Raw genomic sequence first — 21,036 nt, forward strand, 5'->3', positions numbered from 1 at the left:
GTCAGGTCAACATGTCAGAAATTGCCCCGCAGAGGCGCGGGGCACAGGAGTCAGGCTTCGATCAAAGATTGCCCAAGGTAGTGGTCGGCCGTTGTAACCCCAGGTAAAGCGAAGAAGTAACCGCCGCCAATCGGTTTAACATACTCTTCGAGCGCTTCACCGTTCAGGCGTTTCTGTACTGCCAAAAACCCTTTCTGCAGATCGTGCTGATAGCAGACAAACAGCAGTCCCATATCCAGTTGGCCGGAAGGCGTCACACCAAGCGAATAGCTGTAGCCACGACGCATCATCAGGCTGGATTCCGTCGCTTTGGTGCGCGGGTTTGCCAGCCGGATATGGCTGTCGAGTGCAATTACCTCACCATCAGGATCGCTGGCATAATCCGGTACATCATGCTCATGCTGCATTCCCAGCGGCGCACCGGTCTGTTTATCGCGCCCGAAAATGGTTTGCTGTTCTTTAAGCGGCGTGCGGTCCCAGAACTCAACGCGAAACTGAATAAGCCTCACCGCCTGATAACTCCCCCCTACCGCCCATGCAGGCTCGCCCTGATCGGCCGTGACCCACACTACGTTTTGCATCAGTTTTTCATCGGTACCGTCCGGGTTAGCCGTCCCGTCTTTAAAGCCGAGCAAATTGACCGGGGTTTCTTTGCCTTTACTGCGCGCAGCATGATCGGAGATAAATCCTTCGCGTTTCCAGCGAACGCTGAGCAGGTCCGGCGTATGCTTAATAATGTCACGCAATGCATGGATAACGGTGTCCTGCGTGTTGGCGCAAATCTGCAACAGCAAATCCCCGTGACACAGCGCGGCATCCAGCGAATCATTCGGAAAACGCGTCATTTTTTGCAGCGTTTTCGGCATTTGCGTTTTCAGGCTATAACGCTCATCGAACAGCGAAGAGCCGACCGACAGCGTCATCGTCAGGTTATCCGGTGCAATGTAAGCCCCCAGAATACCGGAGTCCATTGGTGGCAAGCGCGGATTCGGCGTTTCTGGCGCCGGGCCGCCGGTGGTCAGGAACGCAAAACGACGGGTCAGTAAACGAAACAGGCGTTCAAGGTCTGCCTTATCACTGGCAAGAACATCAAACGCCACCAGCATCATCGATGCCTGCTGCGGCGTCAGGATCCCCGCCTGATGCAGCCCATAAAAAGGCTGCTCATCATCGCGCGCGTTCGGCGACAGGGTCCCCGGCGCGCTTTGTGGTTTTTGCGCATGCGCAACTGGGCAGCCGCCCGCCAGCGCCAGCGCACCACCCAAGGCTCCCATGCCTTTCAGTAGACGTCGGCGTGACGGTTCACTCACGCCGTTTTCATTATCTTGCTGCATGATGCTTAATCCAGACCCAGTACGCCGCGTAATTGTGACAAGTCTTCTGCCAGCGTCGTAATCGGCCCTTTCAGCGCGTTGCGGTCAGCGTCGGTCAGCTTGTCGTAGGTTTCAAACCCGTCTTTGGTGCGATATTTGCTCAGGATGCTATCGACTTTTTTGAAGTTCGCATCCACTTTCGCCAGCAGCTCAGCATTAGATTTTTGCAACTGAGGACGCAGGAGATTGACAATTTTCTGCGCGCCATCGACGTTGGCCTGGAAATCCCACAGGTCGGTGTGGCTGTAGCGATCTTCTTCGCCGCTAATTTTGCTGGCAGCCACTTCTTCAATCAGCCCTGCGGCTCCGCCAACCACTTTTGACGGAGGGAAGGCCAGTTCACTGATGCGCGTTTGCAGGTCGATAACGTCGCTGTTCAGCTGATCAGCGTATTTATCCATGCCCTTGGTGGTATTGTCGCCAAACAGCGCTTTTTCCAGGCGGTGGAAGCCGGTGAATTTAGGATCGGCGGCTTTTTGCTCGTAATCGTCTTCACGGGCATCGATGCTGCCATCGAGATCGGAGAACAGTTCGGCAATCGGTTCAATACGTTCATAATGCTGACGCGTCGGCGCGTACAGGGATTTGGCTTTCTCGATATTCCCTGCTTTAATCGCGTCCGTAAACGCTTTGGTACCCGTAACCAGCTGTGCGGTTTCTGCGGTCACATAGGCTTTGTATTCGGTAATCGCGCCACTCAGGCTCAGCAGGGCGTCACTCTGCGCCGCATCTGCCGTTGCGCTGCCCTTGACGATCAGTTTCCCTTTAGGGTTGGTCAGCAGTCCACAGGTCATATCGTATTCACCGGGCTGCAGGTTGGCGGTCATTTTCTGGCTGAAGCCTGGCGCAATATTTTCACGCTCTTCAACCACCATCACGCCTTTGAGGATTTCCCACTCCAGCGCTTTCTGACTGTGGTTCTGAATAATAAATTGGGTTTTCCCGGCGTTGACCGTGATCGTCATCGGTTCACACTGTTTGTCGTTAACCGTGACGTTGACCTTTGGAATATCAGCGGCGTGTGAGGCAAAAGCAGAAGTAAACAGCGCAGCGATACCTAACTGCAGTGCACTACGGCGAAAGTTAATCGTCATGACCTATCCCTATAAATAAGTATGTTGTAACTAAATGAGATTCTGCGTCGCGTTGTTATCAGGGTGCAGTACGAGACGCCGTAGAGCCTGAACGAGGCGGTAATGCAAACATAATCAGTGCCGGGATCAAGTAGATAAACCAGACGGCAACCTCGCTGACGCTTGGTGCTTCCTGGTAACCAAAAATCCCCTCCATCAGCGTGCCAAACAGCGAGTGCGTGGACAGCACACTGCTGAGGTCAAATGCCACATCCTGGAAATGATTCCATAACCCGGCCTCGTGGAACGCACGAATCGCTCCGGCCGCAAGACCTGCGGCCACCAGCAGAATGAACAGGCTGGTCCATTTGAAGAATGCCCCGAGGTTCAGTTTGATCCCGCCGAGGTAAATCAGGTAGCCCAGTACAACGGCGGTTGCCAGACCCAGCATCGCCCCTACCGGCGGCCAAATGCCCACATCCTGCTGAAATGCCGCCAGCAGAAAGAAAACTGACTCCAGTCCTTCACGGGCGACCGCAAAAAAGACCATCATCACCAGCGCCCAACCATGATGATTGCCACGCTGTAAGGCGTTATCGACAGCCTGCTCCAACTGAACTTTGACGTTGCGCGAGACTTTACGCATCCAAAAGACCATCCACGTGAGGATCACCACGGCAATCACGGCCACAATCCCTTCAAACAGCTCCTGTTCTTTTTGCGGAAATTCACCGGTGGTCTCATTAATGAAAATCCCCAGCGCCAGGCATAGCGCCGCCGCCAGCAGAACGCCAATCCACATCACACCAATCCAGCGACCTCGCTGAGTCCGTTTCAGGTAACTGGCTATCAGGCTGACAATCAGCGCGGCCTCTAAGCCTTCGCGCAACATAATCAGAAATGGAACAAACATGCGAAGTACCCTTAAACGTTATTCTCAGTCAACTCGTGAAAAGAAAAGTAAATTACAGTGATAGTGATTATCATTACAGAAAAGAAAAACTCAAGCGGAATGTTTTGAGAATGATGACTTAATGTAAACAGTTAGCTTGGTAAGGGTTACTGTCTTTTTACGAAGAGAGGCGTAAAAAAGCCCGCGCACGGCGGGCTGTAGAAGAAATAACAGATTACTCAACCTGTAAACGTGACGGCGGTGCTGAGTGATAATGTGCATCTGCTTCGGCAAAGCGTTTTTGCATGGCGGCTGAAGGTGCTTTACCCAGCAAGCTGAACACCACGATGCCGATGCTGCCGAAAACGAAGCCCGGGATGATTTCATACAGACCCAGCCATGCGAACTGTTTCCAGACGATAACCGTGACTGCACCAATGATCATCCCCGCCAGCGCGCCATTACGGGTCATACGCGACCACATAACAGAGAACAACACCACCGGACCAAATGCCGCACCAAAGCCTGCCCAGGCGTAACTCACCAGACCGAGAACGCGGTTTTCCGGGTTAGCCGCCAGCGCAATAGAGACCAGCGCGACAACCAGCACCATAACGCGTCCAATCCACACCAGTTCTTTCTGGCTGGCATTTTTATGCAGGAACGCTTTGTACAAATCTTCCGTAATAGCGCTGGAACACACCAGCAACTGGCAGCTCAGGGTCGACATCACCGCCGCAAGGATGGCAGACAGCAGAATACCGGCAATCCACGGGTTGAACAGAATTTGCGCCAGTTCAATAAACACGCGCTCGGCGTTCTGATTAACCGCACCGGCCAGCGCCGGATTGTTATTGAAATAGGCGATACCGAAGAAGCCAACGGCAACCGCCCCCGCCAGGCACAGGATCATCCAGGTCATACTGATGCGACGAGCGTGAACAATGCTATGGTGAGAATCTGCTGCCATAAAGCGCGCCAGAATATGTGGCTGCCCGAAGTAACCCAATCCCCAGCCCATCAGTGAGATGATGGCGACAAAGTTCAGCCCCTTGAACATGTCCACATTCTCAATGCTCTTTTGTTTAATGACTTCCAGCGAGTCTTCAAATCCACCGACGCCAATAATGACCATCACCGGCGTCAGGATCAGAGCGAAGATCATCAGGCTGGCCTGCACGGTATCGGTCCAGCTCACCGCGAGGAATCCACCAATAAAGGTGTAAATGATCGTGGCTGCCGCTCCCGCCCATAGCGCCGTTTCATAGCTCATGCCAAAGGTACTTTCGAACAGACGCGCCCCTGCGACAATACCGGAAGCGCAATAGATGGTGAAAAACAGCAGAATCACCAGCGCGGAGATAATACGCAGAATTCGGCTTTTATCTTCAAAACGACCGGTGAAGTAATCCGGTAACGTCAGTGCATTGTTATTGTATTCGGTGTGAACACGTAAGCGTCCCGCCACCAGTTTCCAGTTGATCCATGCCCCAACAATCAGGCCGATAGCGATCCAGCTTTCTGAAATTCCAGACAGGAAAATCGCACCCGGCAGCCCCATCAGCAGCCAGCCGCTCATATCAGATGCCCCGGCGGAAAGCGCGGTGACAAAAGGCCCCAGGCTGCGTCCACCAAGAATGTAGTCATCAAAGTTTTTGGTTGAACGCCATGCAATAAACCCTATCAATAGCATGCCAAAAATATAGACACAGAATGTCACTAACATCGGTGTGCTAATAGCCATCAAAACTCTCCAAAATTATGTATCGACAATGCCGTAGCTTGCCGTTTTATTACCCTGCCGGAACGTGGCAAAGATATCTATGTTGACCTGGGCGACCGTATCCTGCCGGAAGCGATGGTCATTCACAATCGATTTAACACACCATTTACATCAATTTTGATCTCGAGTAGATAGCATTTTTCTGGAGGTTGCACTCCCTCACACTTTTTTCGGTTGCACCTTTAAAAAGTGTTAACTACCGCAGAGAAAAAGAGCCCGCGATTTTTACACCTCTTTCTACAAACACCACATTCATTAACATTTCATTCATTTTCAAGCTTGCAAACCAAGTCACATTTAACATGGTTGCACAAAGTTGCAACATAGTGGATATTTCTCGCTAACTATCATTTCCGTATTTCAGTACAACAGGAGTAAACGGCATGGGAACCACCACGATGGGGGTTAAGCTGGACGACGCCACACGCGAACGTATTAAAACAGCCGCATCACGAATCGATCGCACGCCGCACTGGCTGATCAAACAAGCCATCTTTAATTATCTCGAAAGACTGGAAAATGACGATGTACTTCCTGAGCTACCTGCCCTGCTGGCAGGCGCAGCTAATGAAGGTGATGACGCAGCGGCATACCAGAATGAAACCCACCAGCCTTTCCTCGAGTTTGCCGAACAGATCCTGCCGCAGTCGGTTTCCCGTGCGGCGATCACCGCCGCATATCGACGCGCGGAAACCGACGCCGTACCGATGTTGATGGAACAGGCTCGCCTGCCGCAGCCGATCGCTGAACAGGCGCATAAGCTGGCGTATCAGCTAGCAGACAAACTGCGCAATCAGAAAACCGCCAGCGGTCGTGCCGGCATGGTACAGGGTCTCCTGCAGGAGTTTTCGCTTTCCTCTCAGGAAGGCGTCGCGCTGATGTGTCTGGCGGAAGCCCTGTTGCGTATTCCCGACAAGGCCACCCGCGATGCGCTGATCCGCGACAAAATCAGCAACGGTAACTGGCAGTCACACATTGGTCGCAGCCCGTCGTTATTCGTCAATGCGGCAACCTGGGGACTGTTGTTTACCGGTAAACTCGTCTCAACCCACAACGAAGCCAGCCTCTCACGCTCGCTGAACCGCATCATCGGTAAGAGCGGCGAACCGCTGGTACGTAAAGGCGTCGATATGGCGATGCGTTTGATGGGTGAACAGTTCGTCACCGGGGAAACCATCGCCGAGGCGTTAGCTAACGCGCGTAAACTGGAAGAAAAAGGTTTCCGCTACTCCTACGATATGCTGGGGGAAGCCGCGCTGACCGCCGCTGATGCACAAGCCTATATGGTTTCTTATCAGCAGGCGATCCACGCCATTGGTAAAGCGTCGAACGGGCGCGGAATTTATGAAGGGCCGGGAATTTCGATCAAGCTGTCGGCGCTGCACCCGCGCTACAGCCGCGCACAGTACGATCGCGTGATGGACGAGCTTTATCCGCGCCTGAAATCACTCACCCTACTGGCACGTCAGTACGACATCGGCATCAATATTGACGCCGAAGAAGCAGACCGTCTGGAAATCTCCCTCGATCTGCTGGAAAAACTGTGCTTTGAACCTGAGCTGGCAGGCTGGAACGGGATTGGTTTTGTCATCCAGGCTTACCAGAAGCGCTGCCCGTATGTAATTGATTATCTCATTGATCTGGCTACGCGCAGCCGTCGCCGACTGATGATCCGCCTGGTCAAAGGCGCGTACTGGGACAGCGAAATCAAGCGCGCGCAGATGGACGGTCTGGAAGGTTATCCGGTCTATACCCGTAAGGTCTACACCGACGTTTCCTATCTGGCCTGCGCGAAGAAACTGCTTGCCGTGCCAAACCTGATTTACCCGCAGTTTGCCACCCATAACGCCCATACGCTGGCGGCAATTTATCAGTTAGCGGGTCAAAACTATTATCCCGGACAGTACGAGTTCCAGTGCCTGCACGGCATGGGTGAACCGCTGTACGAGCAGGTCACCGGTAAAGTAGCTGACGGTAAACTGAACCGTCCATGTCGTATTTACGCACCGGTAGGCACCCATGAAACGCTGTTGGCGTACCTGGTGCGCCGTCTGTTGGAAAACGGCGCCAACACGTCGTTCGTTAACCGTATTGCCGACACCACTCTGCCGCTGGATGAACTGGTTGCCGACCCGGTCGAAGCCGTGGAAAAAATGGCGCAGCAGGAAGGCCAGGCTGGCCTGCCGCATCCGAAGATTGCGCTGCCGCGCGACCTGTACGGCAAGGGGCGCGAAAACTCCGCTGGGCTGGATCTGGCGAACGAACATCGCCTGGCCTCGCTGTCCTCTGCCCTGCTCAATAGCGCGCTGCAAAAATGGCACGCGAAACCGATTCTGGAGCATCCGGTAGCTGACGGACAAATGACGTCAGTGATTAACCCGGCAGAACCCAAAGATATTGTGGGCTACGTTCGCGAAGCCACTCCTAATGAAGTGGAACAGGCGTTACAGAGCGCCGTGAATAATGCGCCTATCTGGTTCGCCACGCCGCCGCAGGAGCGTGCCGCTATTCTGCATCGCGCCGCCATCCTGATGGAAGGCCAGATGCAGCAACTGATTGGCATTCTGGTTCGCGAAGCGGGTAAAACCTTTAGCAACGCCATTGCCGAAGTGCGCGAAGCAGTCGACTTCCTGCACTATTACGCCGGACAAGTCCGCGATGATTTTGATAACGAAACGCATCGTCCGCTAGGCCCGGTGGTCTGCATCAGCCCGTGGAACTTCCCACTGGCCATTTTCAGCGGGCAGATTGCTGCCGCGCTGGCCGCAGGCAACAGCGTACTGGCAAAACCAGCGGAACAAACCCCGCTGATTGCCGCTCAGGGCATCGCTATTTTACTGGAAGCCGGTGTACCGCCGGGCGTGGTGCAACTGTTGCCAGGCCAGGGCGAAACCGTCGGGGCGCAGCTCACGTCCGATGAGCGCGTGCGCGGCGTGATGTTCACCGGTTCAACAGAGGTCGCCACCTTATTGCAGCGCAACATTGCCACCCGTCTTGACGCTCAAGGACGTCCAATCCCGCTTATCGCCGAAACCGGTGGGATGAACGCGATGATCGTCGACTCCTCGGCGCTAACGGAACAGGTTGTGGTGGATGTGCTGGCCTCTGCCTTTGACAGCGCCGGGCAGCGTTGCTCCGCGCTACGCGTCCTGTGTCTGCAGGACGACATCGCCGATCACACGCTGAAAATGCTGCGTGGCGCGATGGCGGAATGCCGTATGGGTAACCCGGGTCGCCTGACCACCGATATTGGACCGGTTATCGACGACGAGGCCAAAACCAATATTGAACGTCACATTCAGGCCATGCGCGCCAAAGGTCGTCCGGTATTCCAGGCTGTGCGTGAAAACAGCGATGATGCACGTGAATGGCAAACCGGCACTTTTGTTGCGCCGACGCTGATTGAGCTGGAAAGCTTCGATGAGCTGCAAAAAGAGGTGTTCGGCCCGGTACTGCACGTGGTGCGTTACACCCGTAGCAACCTTGGCAATCTGATTGAGCAGATCAATGCCTCCGGTTACGGCCTGACGCTGGGTGTACACACCCGTATTGATGAAACCATCGCCCAGGTTACCGGCTCGGCACACGTGGGCAACCTGTACGTCAACCGTAATATGGTTGGCGCAGTGGTCGGTGTGCAACCTTTCGGAGGTGAAGGTTTGTCAGGCACCGGTCCGAAAGCAGGCGGTCCGCTGTATCTGTACCGTCTGCTGGCTAATCGTCCGGAAAATGCACTGGGCATCACCCTGGCTCGCCAGGATGCCGACTACCCGGTTGATGCGCAGATCAAGGCGGCGCTGATGCAGCCGCTGGAAGCGCTCACTGAATGGGCAACCGATCGCCCAACATTGCATGCGCTGTGCCAACAGTTTGCTGAACTGGCACAGGCCGGAACCCAGCGTTTACTGCCTGGCCCTACCGGCGAGCGCAACACCTGGACGCTGTTACCTCGTGAGCGCGTACTGTGTATTGCCGATAACGAGCAGGACGCGCTAGTTCAGGTCGCCGCCGTGGCCTCCGTGGGTAGCTCAATACTTTGGCAGGACGATGCTTTCCATCGCGAGCTGGCAAAACGTCTGCCAGCTGCGCTTTCCGGGCGCATCCAGTTTGCCAAAGCGGACAACCTGACGGTACAACCGTTCGATGCGGTTATCTTCCACGGTGATTCCGACCAACTGCGCGCGCTGTGTGAAGCGGTTGCGGCACGGGAAGGCGCAATTGTCTCGGTACAAGGGTTTGCCCGTGGAGAGAGCAACATTCTGCTGGAGCGTCTGTATATTGAGCGTTCTCTGAGCGTCAACACCGCCGCTGCTGGAGGAAACGCCAGCCTGATGACAATCGGCTAAGGGTATGGTTAATTAAGGCTCCGGTAACGGGGCCTTTTTTATGAAGCCAGAGGGAAGCATGAAACGAATTGTACTGACATGTGTGGCGCTGCTGCTCAGCAGCCAGGCGCTGGCGGATGACTGCGCCAATGCTAACACCCAAGATGAGATGAACAACTGCGCCGTCGGGCAGTTTAAAACGGCAGATACAAAGCTCAATGATACATATCAAAATGCGCTTAAACGCGCGGCACCCACCCAGCGTGAATTACTGAAAAAGGCCCAGGTGGCGTGGATAACCCTACGGGACGCGGACTGCGCATTAATCAGCTCAGGTACAGAAGGCGGCAGCGTGCAGCCGATGATCGCCAGCCAGTGTCTGGCCGATAAAACCAACGAGCGCGAAGCGTTTCTCGCTTCACTGTTGCAATGTGAAGAAGGCGATTTAAGCTGCCCGTTACCGCCTGCCGGTTAACGCACGCGGATCCCTTCGATAATCATCCGCTGCACGTTCTCAACCGTTTGATTAAAAAAAACTTCATCGCGCAGCGTTGCGCCTGTCACCGCCTCCACCTGCACAGCGAAGTCGGCGTAGTGCTGAGTGGAGGCCCAAATCATAAAAATCAGATGATGCGGATCGACCGGCGCCAGTTTCCCGCTGCTGACCCAACCGGCAATCAGCGCGGATTTTTCATCAATCAGCGTTTTAAGATCGCCCGTCAGTTCAGCCATTAGTAGTGGCGCACCTGCAAGCATCTCCATGCAAAACAGCCTTGATGCCTGCGGGTAATCACGGGAGACTTCCAGTTTGAGACGGATATACTCTTTGATCGCCACCAGCGGCGCAAAGTCTTCACGAAAAGCCTTCAGCGGCGCCAGCCAGATGTCGAGGATCTGCCGTAAAACGGCAATATAAAGCACCTCTTTCGACGGGTAATAATAGAGCAGATTGGTTTTTGACACCCCCGCCTGCTCTGCTACCTGTTCGAGACGCGTTCCGTGGATCCCATACTGGGAGAAGATATTTAACGCCGCGGTTAAAATGGCCTCGCGTTTAGCGCTGACCGCCTGCGAGCGTTTACCTGTTTTTTTCTCTGCGCGTTGAGCCATGCGCCCTCTCCTTGTTTTGAGGGCGTCAGCATAACAAATCATACGGTGAATGGATAAGTTAAAGCGATTTCGGCGGAGCCTCTGGCACGACGGGAAATGGTTACCGTTAAACTTTGCAAACAAAAAACCGCCGGAACAACCCGGCGGCGGTGGCTTCGCAACGTCTGTTGCTGAACGGTCAGCCGTCACGATAAATCTAACAGACAGCCTGGCAATTACGCTTTATTGTTGCCGTGGCTATTTTTGCCCCCTTTTTTGCCTGCCTCTGAAGCGCGTTGCGGGTCATTCTTGAAATTGCCCCCGCTGTGCTGGCCACCTTTTCGACCTGCTTCTGATGCTCTTTCACGGTCTTCCGCAAAATTGCCGGAACCGCCTCGATGGTTTGCCATTACTGCCCTCCGTCATTGATTAGACATCATATTGCATAGGCACTGAGGAGTGATACCTCACGCAGGCTGTAGGCAATGCCCGATGTTCGCTGCGTGGGATTAAGCATAGTGAAGACTAGCCTGACAAGCGGTTAACGGTAATATCCTGCAACAGGTTTGCGGGTATTTAGTGAATAATCACAGCCAGAAATCAATAAGCCTTTCTTATGACTGGCAAATCCCGTCTGCTTAAAAATGTATCAGTTTGCGACAAAAAAACATTGCGATTAAAGTTGTTATAAATCAAAGAAATGATGGTGAAATTTGCACTCCTGACCGTACGTCATATCTTTAAAGGTAGGTAGCGAATCGCTACGGACACGGTTAACTCGAGGAGTAGTGCAAAATGGCAAAAGTTCTGGTGCTTTATTATTCCATGTACGGACACATTGAAACCATGGCCCATGCAGTCGCAGAAGGTGCAAATAAAGTAGATGGTGCGGAAGTGATTATTAAGCGCGTACCGGAGACCATGCAGCCTGAGATTTTCCTGAAGGCGGGCGGTAAAACACAAAATGCACCAGTCGCCACCCCGCAGGAACTGGCTGATTACGACGCCATTATTTTCGGCACCCCCACCCGCTTTGGCAATATGTCAGGTCAGATGCGTACCTTCCTGGATCAAACCGGCGGTCTGTGGGCTTCTGGCGGTCTGTACGGCAAACTCGCCAGTGTATTCAGTTCAACGGGGACCGGCGGCGGTCAGGAACAAACCATTACCTCAACCTGGACGACGCTTGCTCACCACGGAATGGTCATCGTTCCTATTGGATACGCCGCGCAAGAGTTATTTGACGTCTCACAAGTTCGCGGCGGGACGCCATACGGCGCAACCACCATTGCCGGGGCCGATGGCTCTCGCCAGCCAAGTCCGGAAGAGTTGTCTATCGCCCGCTATCAGGGTGAATATGTCGCTGGTCTGGCTGTAAAACTTAATGGCTAATCGTCAACAGGAGGATTCGTATGCCAACTCAAGAAGCGAAAGCCCATCGCGTCGGTGAATGGGCACGTCTGCGCAATACATCGCCTGAAATCGCCGAGGCCATTTTTGAAGTCGCCCATTACGACGAGAAACTGGCAGAAAAAATTTGGGAGGAAGGCAGCGACGAAGTGCTGATCAAAGCCTTTGAGAAAACGGACAAAGATTCACTCTTTTGGGGTGAACAGACAATCGAACGTAAAAACGTCTAACAACATGACTCCCCCGTTTGCACGGGGGAGTTTCTCTTTACTTCGCCGCTGCATTCAGCACGCTATCGAATTTATCGCCAGGGCAGAATCCATTCGCATCGATCGGACAGCCTTTCAGTTCCAGCGTCACGCGCTGCGCGGGTGATTTTAGCGTCAGCACCTGCGCATCACGCAGCTGCTGCGAGCTCTGATACACATACTCGATTTTCATCAGATCCTGGTTAGTATTACCGTCATGCCAGCGCTGGAAGACAATCTTCCCGCCAATCGGCGTGCGTTCGTTCTGGTCATGCAACTGATACGGTTTGAAATCCAGTGCTGTGAGTAATGACGCAATGTTTGAGTCATGTCCTACCAGGACAGTGATTTTTGGCGCGGTCACACGGTCCGTCACCAGTGCCTTATCGATATATTTCACCAGCGGTTTGGCGACATTTTGCGCCACATCCGGCGAGGTGAACAGGCTGTCCTGATAGCCATTTTTCAGCTTCGACAGCACCTTCCACTGTTGATCAGATTTAATCTCACCCCAGGCCACCTCATTCAGTGGGAAGCCTTCGTAATATTGCAACGTGAACGCATCCACCAGCGAGTTACCTACCTTCAGTGGCCCTGAAACTCCGGGTTCCTGCTGGTACTTCGCGCTAAACGTGTCTTTGGCGTCAGTCAGGGAGCACTGCTGTTTTTCTTTACAGGACGGTGAGTCTTTGTAGTTGGTCATTTGCTCAAGCAGCTGATAGCTGTCGTTGAGCTGCATTTTACTGCGCTCTTTTTCCATTGCCTGCACGGCCTGCTGGCTGAAGGCGGCGGAATCGTCGGTGATCACCGGGTTGAAGGTGGGATCCATAGTGCCCATTTTTTCCTGATGATGCACAGGAACGTCACAACCCGGGAACGCGCCAGTCACAAAGAACTGCGCCGTTGCGACCGTGCGCTGCAGGCTGTTGGCGTAGGTATACACCGTATTCGGTGCCGGACACTCACCGGATTTAACCATCCCCTGCTCTGCCAACCATTCACGCATGTAATGGCCCATATAGATTTCCAGCACACCACCTTTAGTGGTGAGCTGACCGCCCGGCACATCCCACTGTGGCCACTGTTTTGGCGTGGATTGCTCAAGAACGCTGCCATTATTGGCTAAAGGTGCCCGTAAGTTATGTCGACTCATCATCAGTACTTGCTGGAGTTGATAGCCCTCCGGCGCGGTCTGCGCCTGCGCGGTGGCTGACAGTAATACAGCCCCTGCCACGGCTGCGGCGATTAACGATTTATTCATCCCTACGACCTCTTGTTGTTATCAATCACAACAGAGTGTGACAGAAACGAAACATTTTTCCGGGAACGCTTTCGCAAAATGGGTCATTTACCGCGTCACGTTAATACCGAACTCGCTCTGGAGTTTGCGGATACCAAGCGGGGTGAAGGTGACATGGCGACTGCCTGTCTCGGTTTTAATCCATCTCCGCTCGGTAAAGCAGCGCAGAAGCGTTGCGCCGAGCGCGCCCCCCGGATGGAAGCGTCGCTCGCTCCAGTCCAGACAGCCACAGCTAAGTTTTCGCCGGGAGACACCGGCGGAGATAACTATTCCCATCTCTGCCAGCTTTTCCTGTCCAAGAGAAGTCAGCGTGTCACCATCTGCGGTTAGCCATTGCCGGGAAACCAGCGTATCAAAAAGTCTCACCGCCACTTCTCCAGCGAGATGGTCATAGCAGGTTCGGGCATGTCGCAAGCCCGGCGGCGTGGTGATTTTTCGCGGTGTTGATGTCGCCCACGCCACGCCCATCAGGCGTTCCAGCAGTTCAGCGATATCCGCGCCTGCCAGACGAAAATAACGATGCCGTCCCTGAGCGAGCGCAACAACAAAACGCTGTTCGCACAGACGAGCCAGATGGGCGCTGGCGGTCGAGGCAGACACGTCTGCCACGGTGCTGAGTTCCGTCGCCGTCCAGGCGCGCCCATCCATCAGGGCACACAGCATGCGCGAGCGCGATTTATCCGCCATTACCGCCGCAGTAAGCGCCATCCGCGACTCCAGTTCGGCCTCTTCTTCATTCAACATGACAGATGTCATAGCGACCTCATTAGCCCTGAATATCTGCATTAACGATGCCATGAAATCCTCGTAAAGTCACAGCGGGGACGCAACCGCACGTAGCATCATCTCCACGCCCAAACCCACCAGGCAAAACAGAAAACAGCGTTTAAACACGACAGGAGATATCACCCGCCGCAGGCGTGATCCAATCCACTGACCGAACAACGCAGGCACAATGGCAAAAGCGGATAAGCTCAACGACTGAACGGGTAACGCATTGTGCCACCACAAACCAAACGCTAATGCCAGCGTCGAGAAGGTAAAGGAGATCCCGAGTGCCTGCACCAGTTCATCCTTTTCAAAACCCAGGGACTGGATCCACGGCACGGCAGGCATCACAAACACCCCGGTGCCGCCGGTCAATAAACCCGTCACAAATCCAATAACCAGAGAGAGCGATTTTTCGCGCTGCGGATCCACCGGGATCTTTTTTCCTGCCAGCGTCCAGATGGCGTAAGCAATCAGCGCCACGCCGAGCACAAACTGCGTGCGGGTGGTGTTGCCGCTGGTGATCCAAACGCTGGCCAACAGAGTCGCTACCACCACCGCCAATAGCATTGGCCACAGCCGTTTCAGTAACGTTTGGGTATTTCCTCCCCCGCCAAATTGAAACAGGTTACTGACTAAAGAGGGCAGCAACAGCATTGCCGCTGCCGCGACCGGGGAGATAAGCGAGCCAAGGATCCCCATCGCTACAGTGGGTAGCCCCATACCGGTCACGCCTTTCACCATGCCTGCCAGCACAAAAGTTGCGGCAATCATTATCACCATCGAAGGTCCGAACGCTAAAAACATCGTCATGCTGCGCTATCCCGAAAATAATGAAGATGACGTATTTTGGACGTGAATCGCGGTGTTTGCTTCGTCGCGCAGCGAACTGTGCCCTCCCGCTACACCGGTAGTACCATAAAAAATGCCGGGTTTCCCCGGCACAAAAATCAGAACGTTTTTGCCCACCACAGCCGCAGTTTCATACCCCAGTAGCTGGTCCAGCCGCTGGTCGTGGACACCACGCGGCCTTGTGACATCACCACCAGCGTTGGCGTGACGCTAATCTCCCAACTGCGGGAGAGTACGCCATCGGCATCATTAATGACCGGGAATTCCACGCCTTTGCGCGCCAGCCAGCGAGACACCTCAGCCTCACTGCCGGAGCGCAGCACAATGGTCATCACGTTTTCCCCTTCCCGCTGTAATCTGGCGACTTCCGGCGTCGTGAAGCGACAAACGCCGCACCAACTGGCCCAGAAATAGAGCAGTACGGGCTTGTCTTGACTCAGCGACGCCAGGGTGACGGTTTCGCCATCCAGCGTCTGCAAAGGCGTACTGTCAAAAGATGCAGGGAGTTGGGGCGCTCGCCATGCGTCCATCAGCAGCATGCCGCCCACCAGCAGTGCCAGCAAGATGAGTCCTTCGCGCAGCCAGCGCCGCAGTTTACTGAGCATTGGCAGCCGCCAGCTTTTCTTTGACGACCGCTTCGAGCGTTTCCCACGGTACAGCGCCGGGAATAAGTTCATCGCCGATGATCGTGGCAGGTGTACCGCGCACGCCGACAAGCCGCGCCAGTTGCAGGTTAGTGCTCAGCGTTTCCATACTTTTATCATCCAGCGTGACCGAGGTTGCCGCCGATTTTTCCTGCGCCTGTTTGATGCTGGCAGCAGTATGGTAGCCCCTTTTCTGCATCAGTTTTTCATGCAGCGCCAGGAACTGCTGCGGGTGCTCGCGCCAGGTCATCAGCGCGGTACGCGCCGACAGCACCGAGCTTTCACCTTTAAACGGCAGCGGTTTAATCACCACTGCCACATCCGGATATTTCTGCACAATTTTTTCCAGCATCGGATCCAGTTGCTTGCAGTACGGGCAGTTATAATCGGTAAAATTAATCAGCGTCAGTTTTGCCTGCTTCGCCCCAATGCGTGGGCTGTCAGGATCGTTAAACAGGGCTTCCTGAATTAACGCTTCAATTTGCTTTTCCTGCTCCGGTGTAAACGGCGCTGGCTCTTTCGCCACACTGACGGCAGAAAACAGGGACAACAGCAAAACAATCATCATTTTCATGGCGTGACTCCTTTGGCATCCACCAGCATTTTTAACATCGCATCGCGGGTTAACAGCGTCGGCAACGCCTGACCATCCGGCAGACCGGGGCCATAAATTTGGTTAAACGGCACAGCAACCTGGCCGCGTTTTTTCAGAAATTCGGTGATGGCTTCAGAGGGCAGCGTCCAGTCACCGCGCAGCGCCACCACATCGGGCTGTTGCAATGCGGCCTGCACGTCCTCTTTATGCAAGACGTTGTATTTATTTACCTTGCAGGTAATACACCAGTCGGCGGTGACATCAATGAAGACACGCTTATGTTGGGCGAGCGCATCGGTGATGGCCTGCTCGCTCAGCGGCTGCCAGTTGACACTCTCTTTGGCGGAACTTTGGCTTGCGAAGCCCAGATGCGGGAGCAGCAACGTTGCCAGCCAGATGGCTGAACCTAACATCATCACCCCGAGCAAACGCCGCAGGATATTCATCCAGCGTCCCGGACGCGGTAAACGCAGCGCCAGACCCGGACGCAGCGCCACCATCAGCCACGGCAAGCTCATTCCTAGCCCAAGCGCCAGAAACAGCCCCCACAGCGTCGGCAGCGAAGCCGTTAATGCCACCGCCACCGCTGTCCCCAGAAACGGCGCACTGCACGGCGTGGCCAACAGCGTCGCAAACGCGCCTTGCCAGAAATGCCCGGCCAGGCCATTGCCACCGTGGGTCGCCAATGTGGTGGTCATCGTTGAAGGCAAACGGAATTCAAACAGCCCGAACAGGCTGGCGCTGAAGACCAGCATCACCAGCACCATCACGCCGATAAACCACGGGTTCTGGAACTGGATCCCCCAGCCGAGCGCCTGATTGGTCATCCGCAGCACTGTCATCAACGCGGCCAGCGCCATAAAAGAGACCCATATTCCGGCCACCGAGGCGAGGAACTGGCGACGAACCTGACGACGACTTTTCTCCTCAACGAGTAAAATTGAGCCCAGCTTCATCCCGAGCACCGGCAGCACGCAGGGCATCAGGTTGAGGATAAGCCCCCCCATCAGCGCCATCAACACCACCTGCCACAGCGGCAGCGCCGTGTTTTCGGTAGTCGGCGCGTCACCAATGACAAGATGACTTTCCTGGGCAACGCCGTTATCAGCCAACACCAGCGTGATCGGCTTGCCACGCAGATCCGGCGCGCCCTCTCCCCAACTGTCATGCACTGGGATCGTTGCCCGGAGCGTTTCCCCCTCCACGCGAATTTTCGGCATGCCAAAATCCGCCTCATCAACGGTATCCAGATACAGCCCGGGCTCTGACCATCCTCCTGTACGCTGTGCTTCAACAACCAGTTCTCCGGCGCGCGCACCGGCACGCAGAGAATCCGTCAAGCCACTGGCAAGCGGGATCTGCCCCATGGCCTGAGCATAGTCATGAGCAAAGGTTGGGTCCTGGGCGGATGGGGTCACGGAAAAGGGATAATCCGTCAGCAGGCAGACGTTACTACACGTCGAAAGCGTCAATACGCCGCTCAGCGTAGCCGGTGGCGTCCCGCGCACCACCATAGGGAACGTCACTTTATCGTGATATCCCTGGGTGGTAATACTGGCGACCTCAAAGCGCGCAGGCGTGGGCCAGAACCAGTCCACGGTTGGCATTGCACCCTTCCAGGCGATAGACGGCGCAATGCCGCCCTCGCCAGGTGAACGCCAGTAGGTTTTCCAGCCATCCTCCAGTTTGACATCCAGCAGCAGCCGGGTTTCGCCGTCCGCAGATGTATCAGCACGTAGCCGCACGCTGGCGTGGTCGTTATCGGGTGAGCGCAGCCAGCCGATTTCAGCGGCCCAGGATACGGGCAGCCATAGCAATAACAGACAGAGCAGTGTCTGCCTGAAAACAGTCATCATATTTTTTCTCCATGAATAATTATCTAACAGTCAGCAACGGCTGCACTGTCATTCACGGAAGACGCAAAACCTGAGATGAACCCGAAGCGTGGGTGGCGAGATAGCTCGCGGTGGGAAAAACGGCAGACGAAAAGCCCGCACCGGCGCCAGTAGCGACAAGAGCAGGCAAAGCACCAGAATGGCACCTTCAAACAGCACCGGCGGCGAAGCCAGCAATGACTTCGCGCTCAGTTCACAAGGGGTAACGGGCGAAGCGTCATCAGCCTCGGTTTGCGCGCTGGCAACAACGGTCACGGCAGGGGTATTCATCTGCAACGCGTGCAGACCCGCCATGCGCTGCGCGGTGCATACCATCACCACGACACATGCCAGGCACAGGAACCACCATCCCATCCGTTGACGTTTTGCCATTTAACCCTCACTGATTGACGCGGTTATCTTAGCTACTGGCGAGGTTTTGGCAACCTTTACGCTGTAAAGTTATGTCGGAGCAAGGCGCATCGCCGCGCCCGCGTGAAATGGCAATGAAGCACCGCACCCAAAATATTAACTCGATAATAAAATCAACAAGAAAATATAACGACAGTTATCTTTCGCCATTTCCGATGAATCATCATGAAAGCGCACCAGAATATATTCAAGCAAGATAAATAAAGAACGTATGTGTAAAACAAAGTAAGGGGCAACACATTTAAAAATGAATACTTTATTATAGTGCAGGCGTAATGGACCTCGCGTTCATTATAAACACAGCTTGTTTATAATATGTTATTTAGAGTATATGAAAATGAAAAAATATTTACTCCCGCTTATCGGGTTGCTGTTTACCGTGAGTGCTCAGGCAGCAACATTTACCGATGGAAAAGAATTTATCACGCTTGATAAAACCGTACCGTCAGCCCCTGCGGCGCTGAAGTTTTTCTCATTTTACTGCCCTTCTTGCTATCAGTACGATGAAGTACTGGAAGTCACTGATAACGTGAAAAAAGCATTGCCTGCAGAGGTTAAACTCACCGAGTATCACGTCGACTTTTTAGGCCCTCTGGGAGCAGACATGACGCACGCCTGGTCAGTCGCCATGCTGTTAAATGTGGAAGATAAGGTTAAGCCTTTACTTTTTGATGCCGTCCAGAAGAAACAGTCCATTAATACCGCTGATGATATCCGTAATGTGTTTATCCAGGCAGGCGTGAGTGCCAGTGATTATGATGCCGCGTGGAATAGCTTTGCAGTAAAATCACTGACGGCCAAACAGCAAGAATTGGCTAAAGCCGTTGATTTAAAAGGCGTACCGGCTATCTTTATCAACGGCAAATATATGATTAACCCGAAAGGATTAAATTCCGATAACGTTAATTCTTTTGTCCAGAACTACGCGGAAACGGTCCGCTTTCTTATTAGCAAACCTTAATCAGTCATTAATATAAGTTACGCACCACCAGCAGTGGCCAGAACCTCTTCCGACCCTGTTAGTGGTGCAGCCATGCGCCCAGGGAAGTGATGCGCATTTTCGTGGCTGTTTTTCTTGCCTTAGGTATTATTGCTGCAATTCAATTATTAAGTATAAAAACACAAGAACCAAAATAAAAATCGCAAATAACTTATCCATAATGTTAACCATTGATTAAATTAAAGTAGCACCCCGTAAAATTTGGATATTTTTAATTCTCATAGACTAGAATTTACATATCATGATATAATGTGAAGGGAAAATACGCAGGTTATTAACCTGCCAGTAATATGATTAAATTTGCGAGGAGATCATTCCAGTGGGACGTAAATGGGCCAATATTGTTGCTAAAAAAACGGCTAAAGACGGTGCAACATCTAATATATATGCAAAATTCGGTGTAGAAATATATGCCGCTGCTAAACAAGGTGAACCAGACCCAGAATCAAACTCATCTTTGAAATTCGTTATTGAACGTGCGAAACAAGCACAAGTTCCCAAACACGTTATTGATAAAGCCATTGATAAAGCCAAAGGTGGCGGAGATGAAACGTTCGTTCAAGGCCGTTATGAAGGCTTTGGACCAAATGGTTCAATGGTTATTGCTGAAACGTTGACTTCAAATGTTAACCGTACGATTGCTAATGTCCGCACAATTTTCAATAAAAAAGGTGGAAATATCGGAGCGGCAGGTTCTGTCAGCTATATGTTTGATAATACTGGCGTGATTGTATTTAAAGGAACAGACCCTGACCGTATTTTTGAAATTTTGCTTGAAGCTGAAGTTGATGTTCGTGATGTAACCGAAGAAGAAGGCAACATCGTTATTTACACTGAATCTACAGACCTTCATAAAGGCATTGCAGCGCTAAAAGCAGCTGGAATTACTGAATTCTCAACAACAGAATTAGAAATGATTGCTCAAGCAGAAATTGAGCTTTCACCAGAAGATTTAGAAATCTTTGCAGGACTTGTTGACGCCCTTGAAGATGACGATGATGTTCAAAAGGTATATCATAACGTTGCAAATCTCTAATTATAGATTAAAGGAATCTGCCATTATGGCAGATTTTTTTAACTTATAGAGTTGTTACAAAAAAGCATACCTAGCCAGATAGATTGATTATAAAAAATACTACCCCCAAAAATAAATCACATTAATTGAAATGTCTGGTCTTAACTATCTTAGTTTTGTTTGTATATACCCAATGGATTTCGAATTGCATTGAGGCGGCAAGAGAACGAATCCCGATGAGCTTACTGTAGTAAGTGATTCGGGTGCGTAAACGTAGCCAACAAAGATGCAACTTGAAAGACGATGTGTATATTACTGGAATGACACAGAATTTCTAACACTCCCCTGCTTTTCACTCATAGC

19 protein-coding genes are annotated in these 21,036 nt (G+C 53.0%); 6 read left to right on the forward strand and 13 right to left on the reverse strand.

Annotation, left to right across the window (positions count from 1 at the left end; genetic code table 11):
* Window positions 1-50 precede the first annotated feature (50 nt).
* The 4 genes from efeB to putP all read right to left on the reverse strand — a co-directional run bounded on the left by efeB (window position 51) and on the right by putP (window position 5,082).
* Window positions 51-1,334, reverse strand: a complete 1,284-nt coding sequence (efeB, locus tag E4Z61_RS08590) for an iron uptake transporter deferrochelatase/peroxidase subunit (RefSeq protein ID WP_135322399.1) — start codon at window positions 1,332-1,334, stop codon at window positions 51-53.
* Window positions 1,335-1,339: 5 nt separating this feature from the next.
* A complete protein-coding gene (efeO, locus tag E4Z61_RS08595; RefSeq protein ID WP_135322400.1) occupies window positions 1,340-2,467 on the reverse strand; it encodes an iron uptake system protein EfeO in 1,128 nt (375 codons plus the stop codon).
* Between the two features lie 58 nt (window positions 2,468-2,525).
* Complete coding sequence (gene efeU / locus E4Z61_RS08600) at window positions 2,526-3,359, reverse strand: iron uptake transporter permease EfeU (protein WP_135322401.1); 834 nt, start codon at window positions 3,357-3,359, stop codon at window positions 2,526-2,528.
* Window positions 3,360-3,573: 214 nt separating this feature from the next.
* Window positions 3,574-5,082, reverse strand: coding sequence for a sodium/proline symporter PutP (putP, locus tag E4Z61_RS08605; protein WP_135322402.1), 1,509 nt, complete (start codon window positions 5,080-5,082; stop codon window positions 3,574-3,576).
* 422 nt (window positions 5,083-5,504) lie between these two features.
* Between putP and putA the strand changes: the two genes are divergently transcribed.
* Together putA and E4Z61_RS08615 are read left to right on the forward strand one after the other, a co-directional pair.
* Window positions 5,505-9,467: a trifunctional transcriptional regulator/proline dehydrogenase/L-glutamate gamma-semialdehyde dehydrogenase gene (gene putA, locus E4Z61_RS08610; protein WP_135322403.1), complete on the forward strand. Its 3,963-nt coding sequence runs from the start codon at window positions 5,505-5,507 to the stop codon at window positions 9,465-9,467.
* A 58-nt stretch (window positions 9,468-9,525) separates the two neighbouring features.
* Window positions 9,526-9,921 carry a lysozyme inhibitor LprI family protein gene (locus E4Z61_RS08615; protein WP_135322404.1) on the forward strand — a complete coding sequence of 132 codons (396 nt, stop codon included), beginning with the start codon at window positions 9,526-9,528 and terminating at the stop codon, window positions 9,919-9,921.
* Here the strand turns inward: E4Z61_RS08615 and rutR are convergent.
* Window positions 9,918-10,556, reverse strand: coding sequence for an HTH-type transcriptional regulator RutR (rutR, locus tag E4Z61_RS08620; RefSeq protein WP_135322405.1), 639 nt, complete (start codon window positions 10,554-10,556; stop codon window positions 9,918-9,920). The genes E4Z61_RS08615 and rutR overlap by 4 nt on opposite strands.
* A 215-nt stretch (window positions 10,557-10,771) precedes the next feature.
* The gene (locus tag E4Z61_RS08625; RefSeq protein WP_135322406.1) at window positions 10,772-10,945 is read right to left on the reverse strand and encodes a con-10 family general stress protein; all 174 of its coding nucleotides are present in this window, start codon (window positions 10,943-10,945) and stop codon (window positions 10,772-10,774) included.
* Between the two features lie 385 nt (window positions 10,946-11,330).
* On the opposite strand from E4Z61_RS08625, the gene wrbA reads away from it, so the two are divergent.
* Window positions 11,331-11,927: an NAD(P)H:quinone oxidoreductase gene (gene wrbA / locus E4Z61_RS08630; protein ID WP_135322407.1), complete on the forward strand. Its 597-nt coding sequence runs from the start codon at window positions 11,331-11,333 to the stop codon at window positions 11,925-11,927.
* A gap of 20 nt (window positions 11,928-11,947) precedes the next feature.
* Entirely contained in the window at window positions 11,948-12,175 is a 228-nt protein-coding gene (locus tag E4Z61_RS08635; protein ID WP_096757610.1) for a YccJ family protein, read from the forward strand.
* 37 nt (window positions 12,176-12,212) lie between these two features.
* Here the strand turns inward: E4Z61_RS08635 and agp are convergent, their stop codons facing one another.
* The 7 genes from agp to E4Z61_RS08670 form a co-directional block, all read right to left on the reverse strand.
* Entirely contained in the window at window positions 12,213-13,454 is a 1,242-nt protein-coding gene (agp, locus tag E4Z61_RS08640) for a bifunctional glucose-1-phosphatase/inositol phosphatase (RefSeq protein ID WP_135322408.1), read from the reverse strand.
* 87 nt (window positions 13,455-13,541) lie between these two features.
* Window positions 13,542-14,249 (reverse strand): ArsR/SmtB family transcription factor, encoded by a 708-nt coding sequence (locus E4Z61_RS08645; RefSeq protein ID WP_135322409.1) that lies wholly within the window; start codon window positions 14,247-14,249, stop codon window positions 13,542-13,544.
* Between the two features lie 57 nt (window positions 14,250-14,306).
* Window positions 14,307-15,074 carry a sulfite exporter TauE/SafE family protein gene (locus E4Z61_RS08650; RefSeq protein ID WP_135322410.1) on the reverse strand — a complete coding sequence of 256 codons (768 nt, stop codon included), beginning with the start codon at window positions 15,072-15,074 and terminating at the stop codon, window positions 14,307-14,309.
* Window positions 15,075-15,211: 137 nt separating this feature from the next.
* Window positions 15,212-15,718 carry a protein disulfide oxidoreductase gene (locus E4Z61_RS08655; RefSeq protein ID WP_135322411.1) on the reverse strand — a complete coding sequence of 169 codons (507 nt, stop codon included), beginning with the start codon at window positions 15,716-15,718 and terminating at the stop codon, window positions 15,212-15,214.
* On the reverse strand, window positions 15,708-16,331 hold the full coding sequence (locus tag E4Z61_RS08660; RefSeq protein WP_135322412.1) for a DsbA family protein: 624 nt from the start codon (window positions 16,329-16,331) through the stop codon (window positions 15,708-15,710). The genes E4Z61_RS08655 and E4Z61_RS08660 overlap by 11 nt, the downstream gene beginning before the upstream one ends.
* Window positions 16,328-18,208 carry a protein-disulfide reductase DsbD family protein gene (locus E4Z61_RS08665; protein ID WP_135322413.1) on the reverse strand — a complete coding sequence of 627 codons (1,881 nt, stop codon included), beginning with the start codon at window positions 18,206-18,208 and terminating at the stop codon, window positions 16,328-16,330. The genes E4Z61_RS08660 and E4Z61_RS08665 overlap by 4 nt, the downstream gene beginning before the upstream one ends.
* 48 nt (window positions 18,209-18,256) lie before the next feature.
* Entirely contained in the window at window positions 18,257-18,619 is a 363-nt protein-coding gene (locus E4Z61_RS08670; protein ID WP_135322414.1) for a copper resistance protein, read from the reverse strand.
* A 376-nt stretch (window positions 18,620-18,995) separates the two neighbouring features.
* On the opposite strand from E4Z61_RS08670, the gene dsbA reads away from it, so the two are divergent.
* Both dsbA and E4Z61_RS08680 read left to right on the forward strand, forming a co-directional pair.
* On the forward strand, window positions 18,996-19,619 hold the full coding sequence (gene dsbA / locus E4Z61_RS08675; protein WP_135322415.1) for a thiol:disulfide interchange protein DsbA: 624 nt from the start codon (window positions 18,996-18,998) through the stop codon (window positions 19,617-19,619).
* Window positions 19,620-19,977: 358 nt separating this feature from the next.
* On the forward strand, window positions 19,978-20,694 hold the full coding sequence (locus tag E4Z61_RS08680) for a YebC/PmpR family DNA-binding transcriptional regulator (protein ID WP_135322416.1): 717 nt from the start codon (window positions 19,978-19,980) through the stop codon (window positions 20,692-20,694).
* The last annotated feature ends 342 nt before the right edge of the window (window positions 20,695-21,036 follow it).

The organism is Citrobacter tructae, from assembly GCF_004684345.1.
Classification (GTDB): domain Bacteria; phylum Pseudomonadota; class Gammaproteobacteria; order Enterobacterales; family Enterobacteriaceae; genus Citrobacter; species Citrobacter tructae.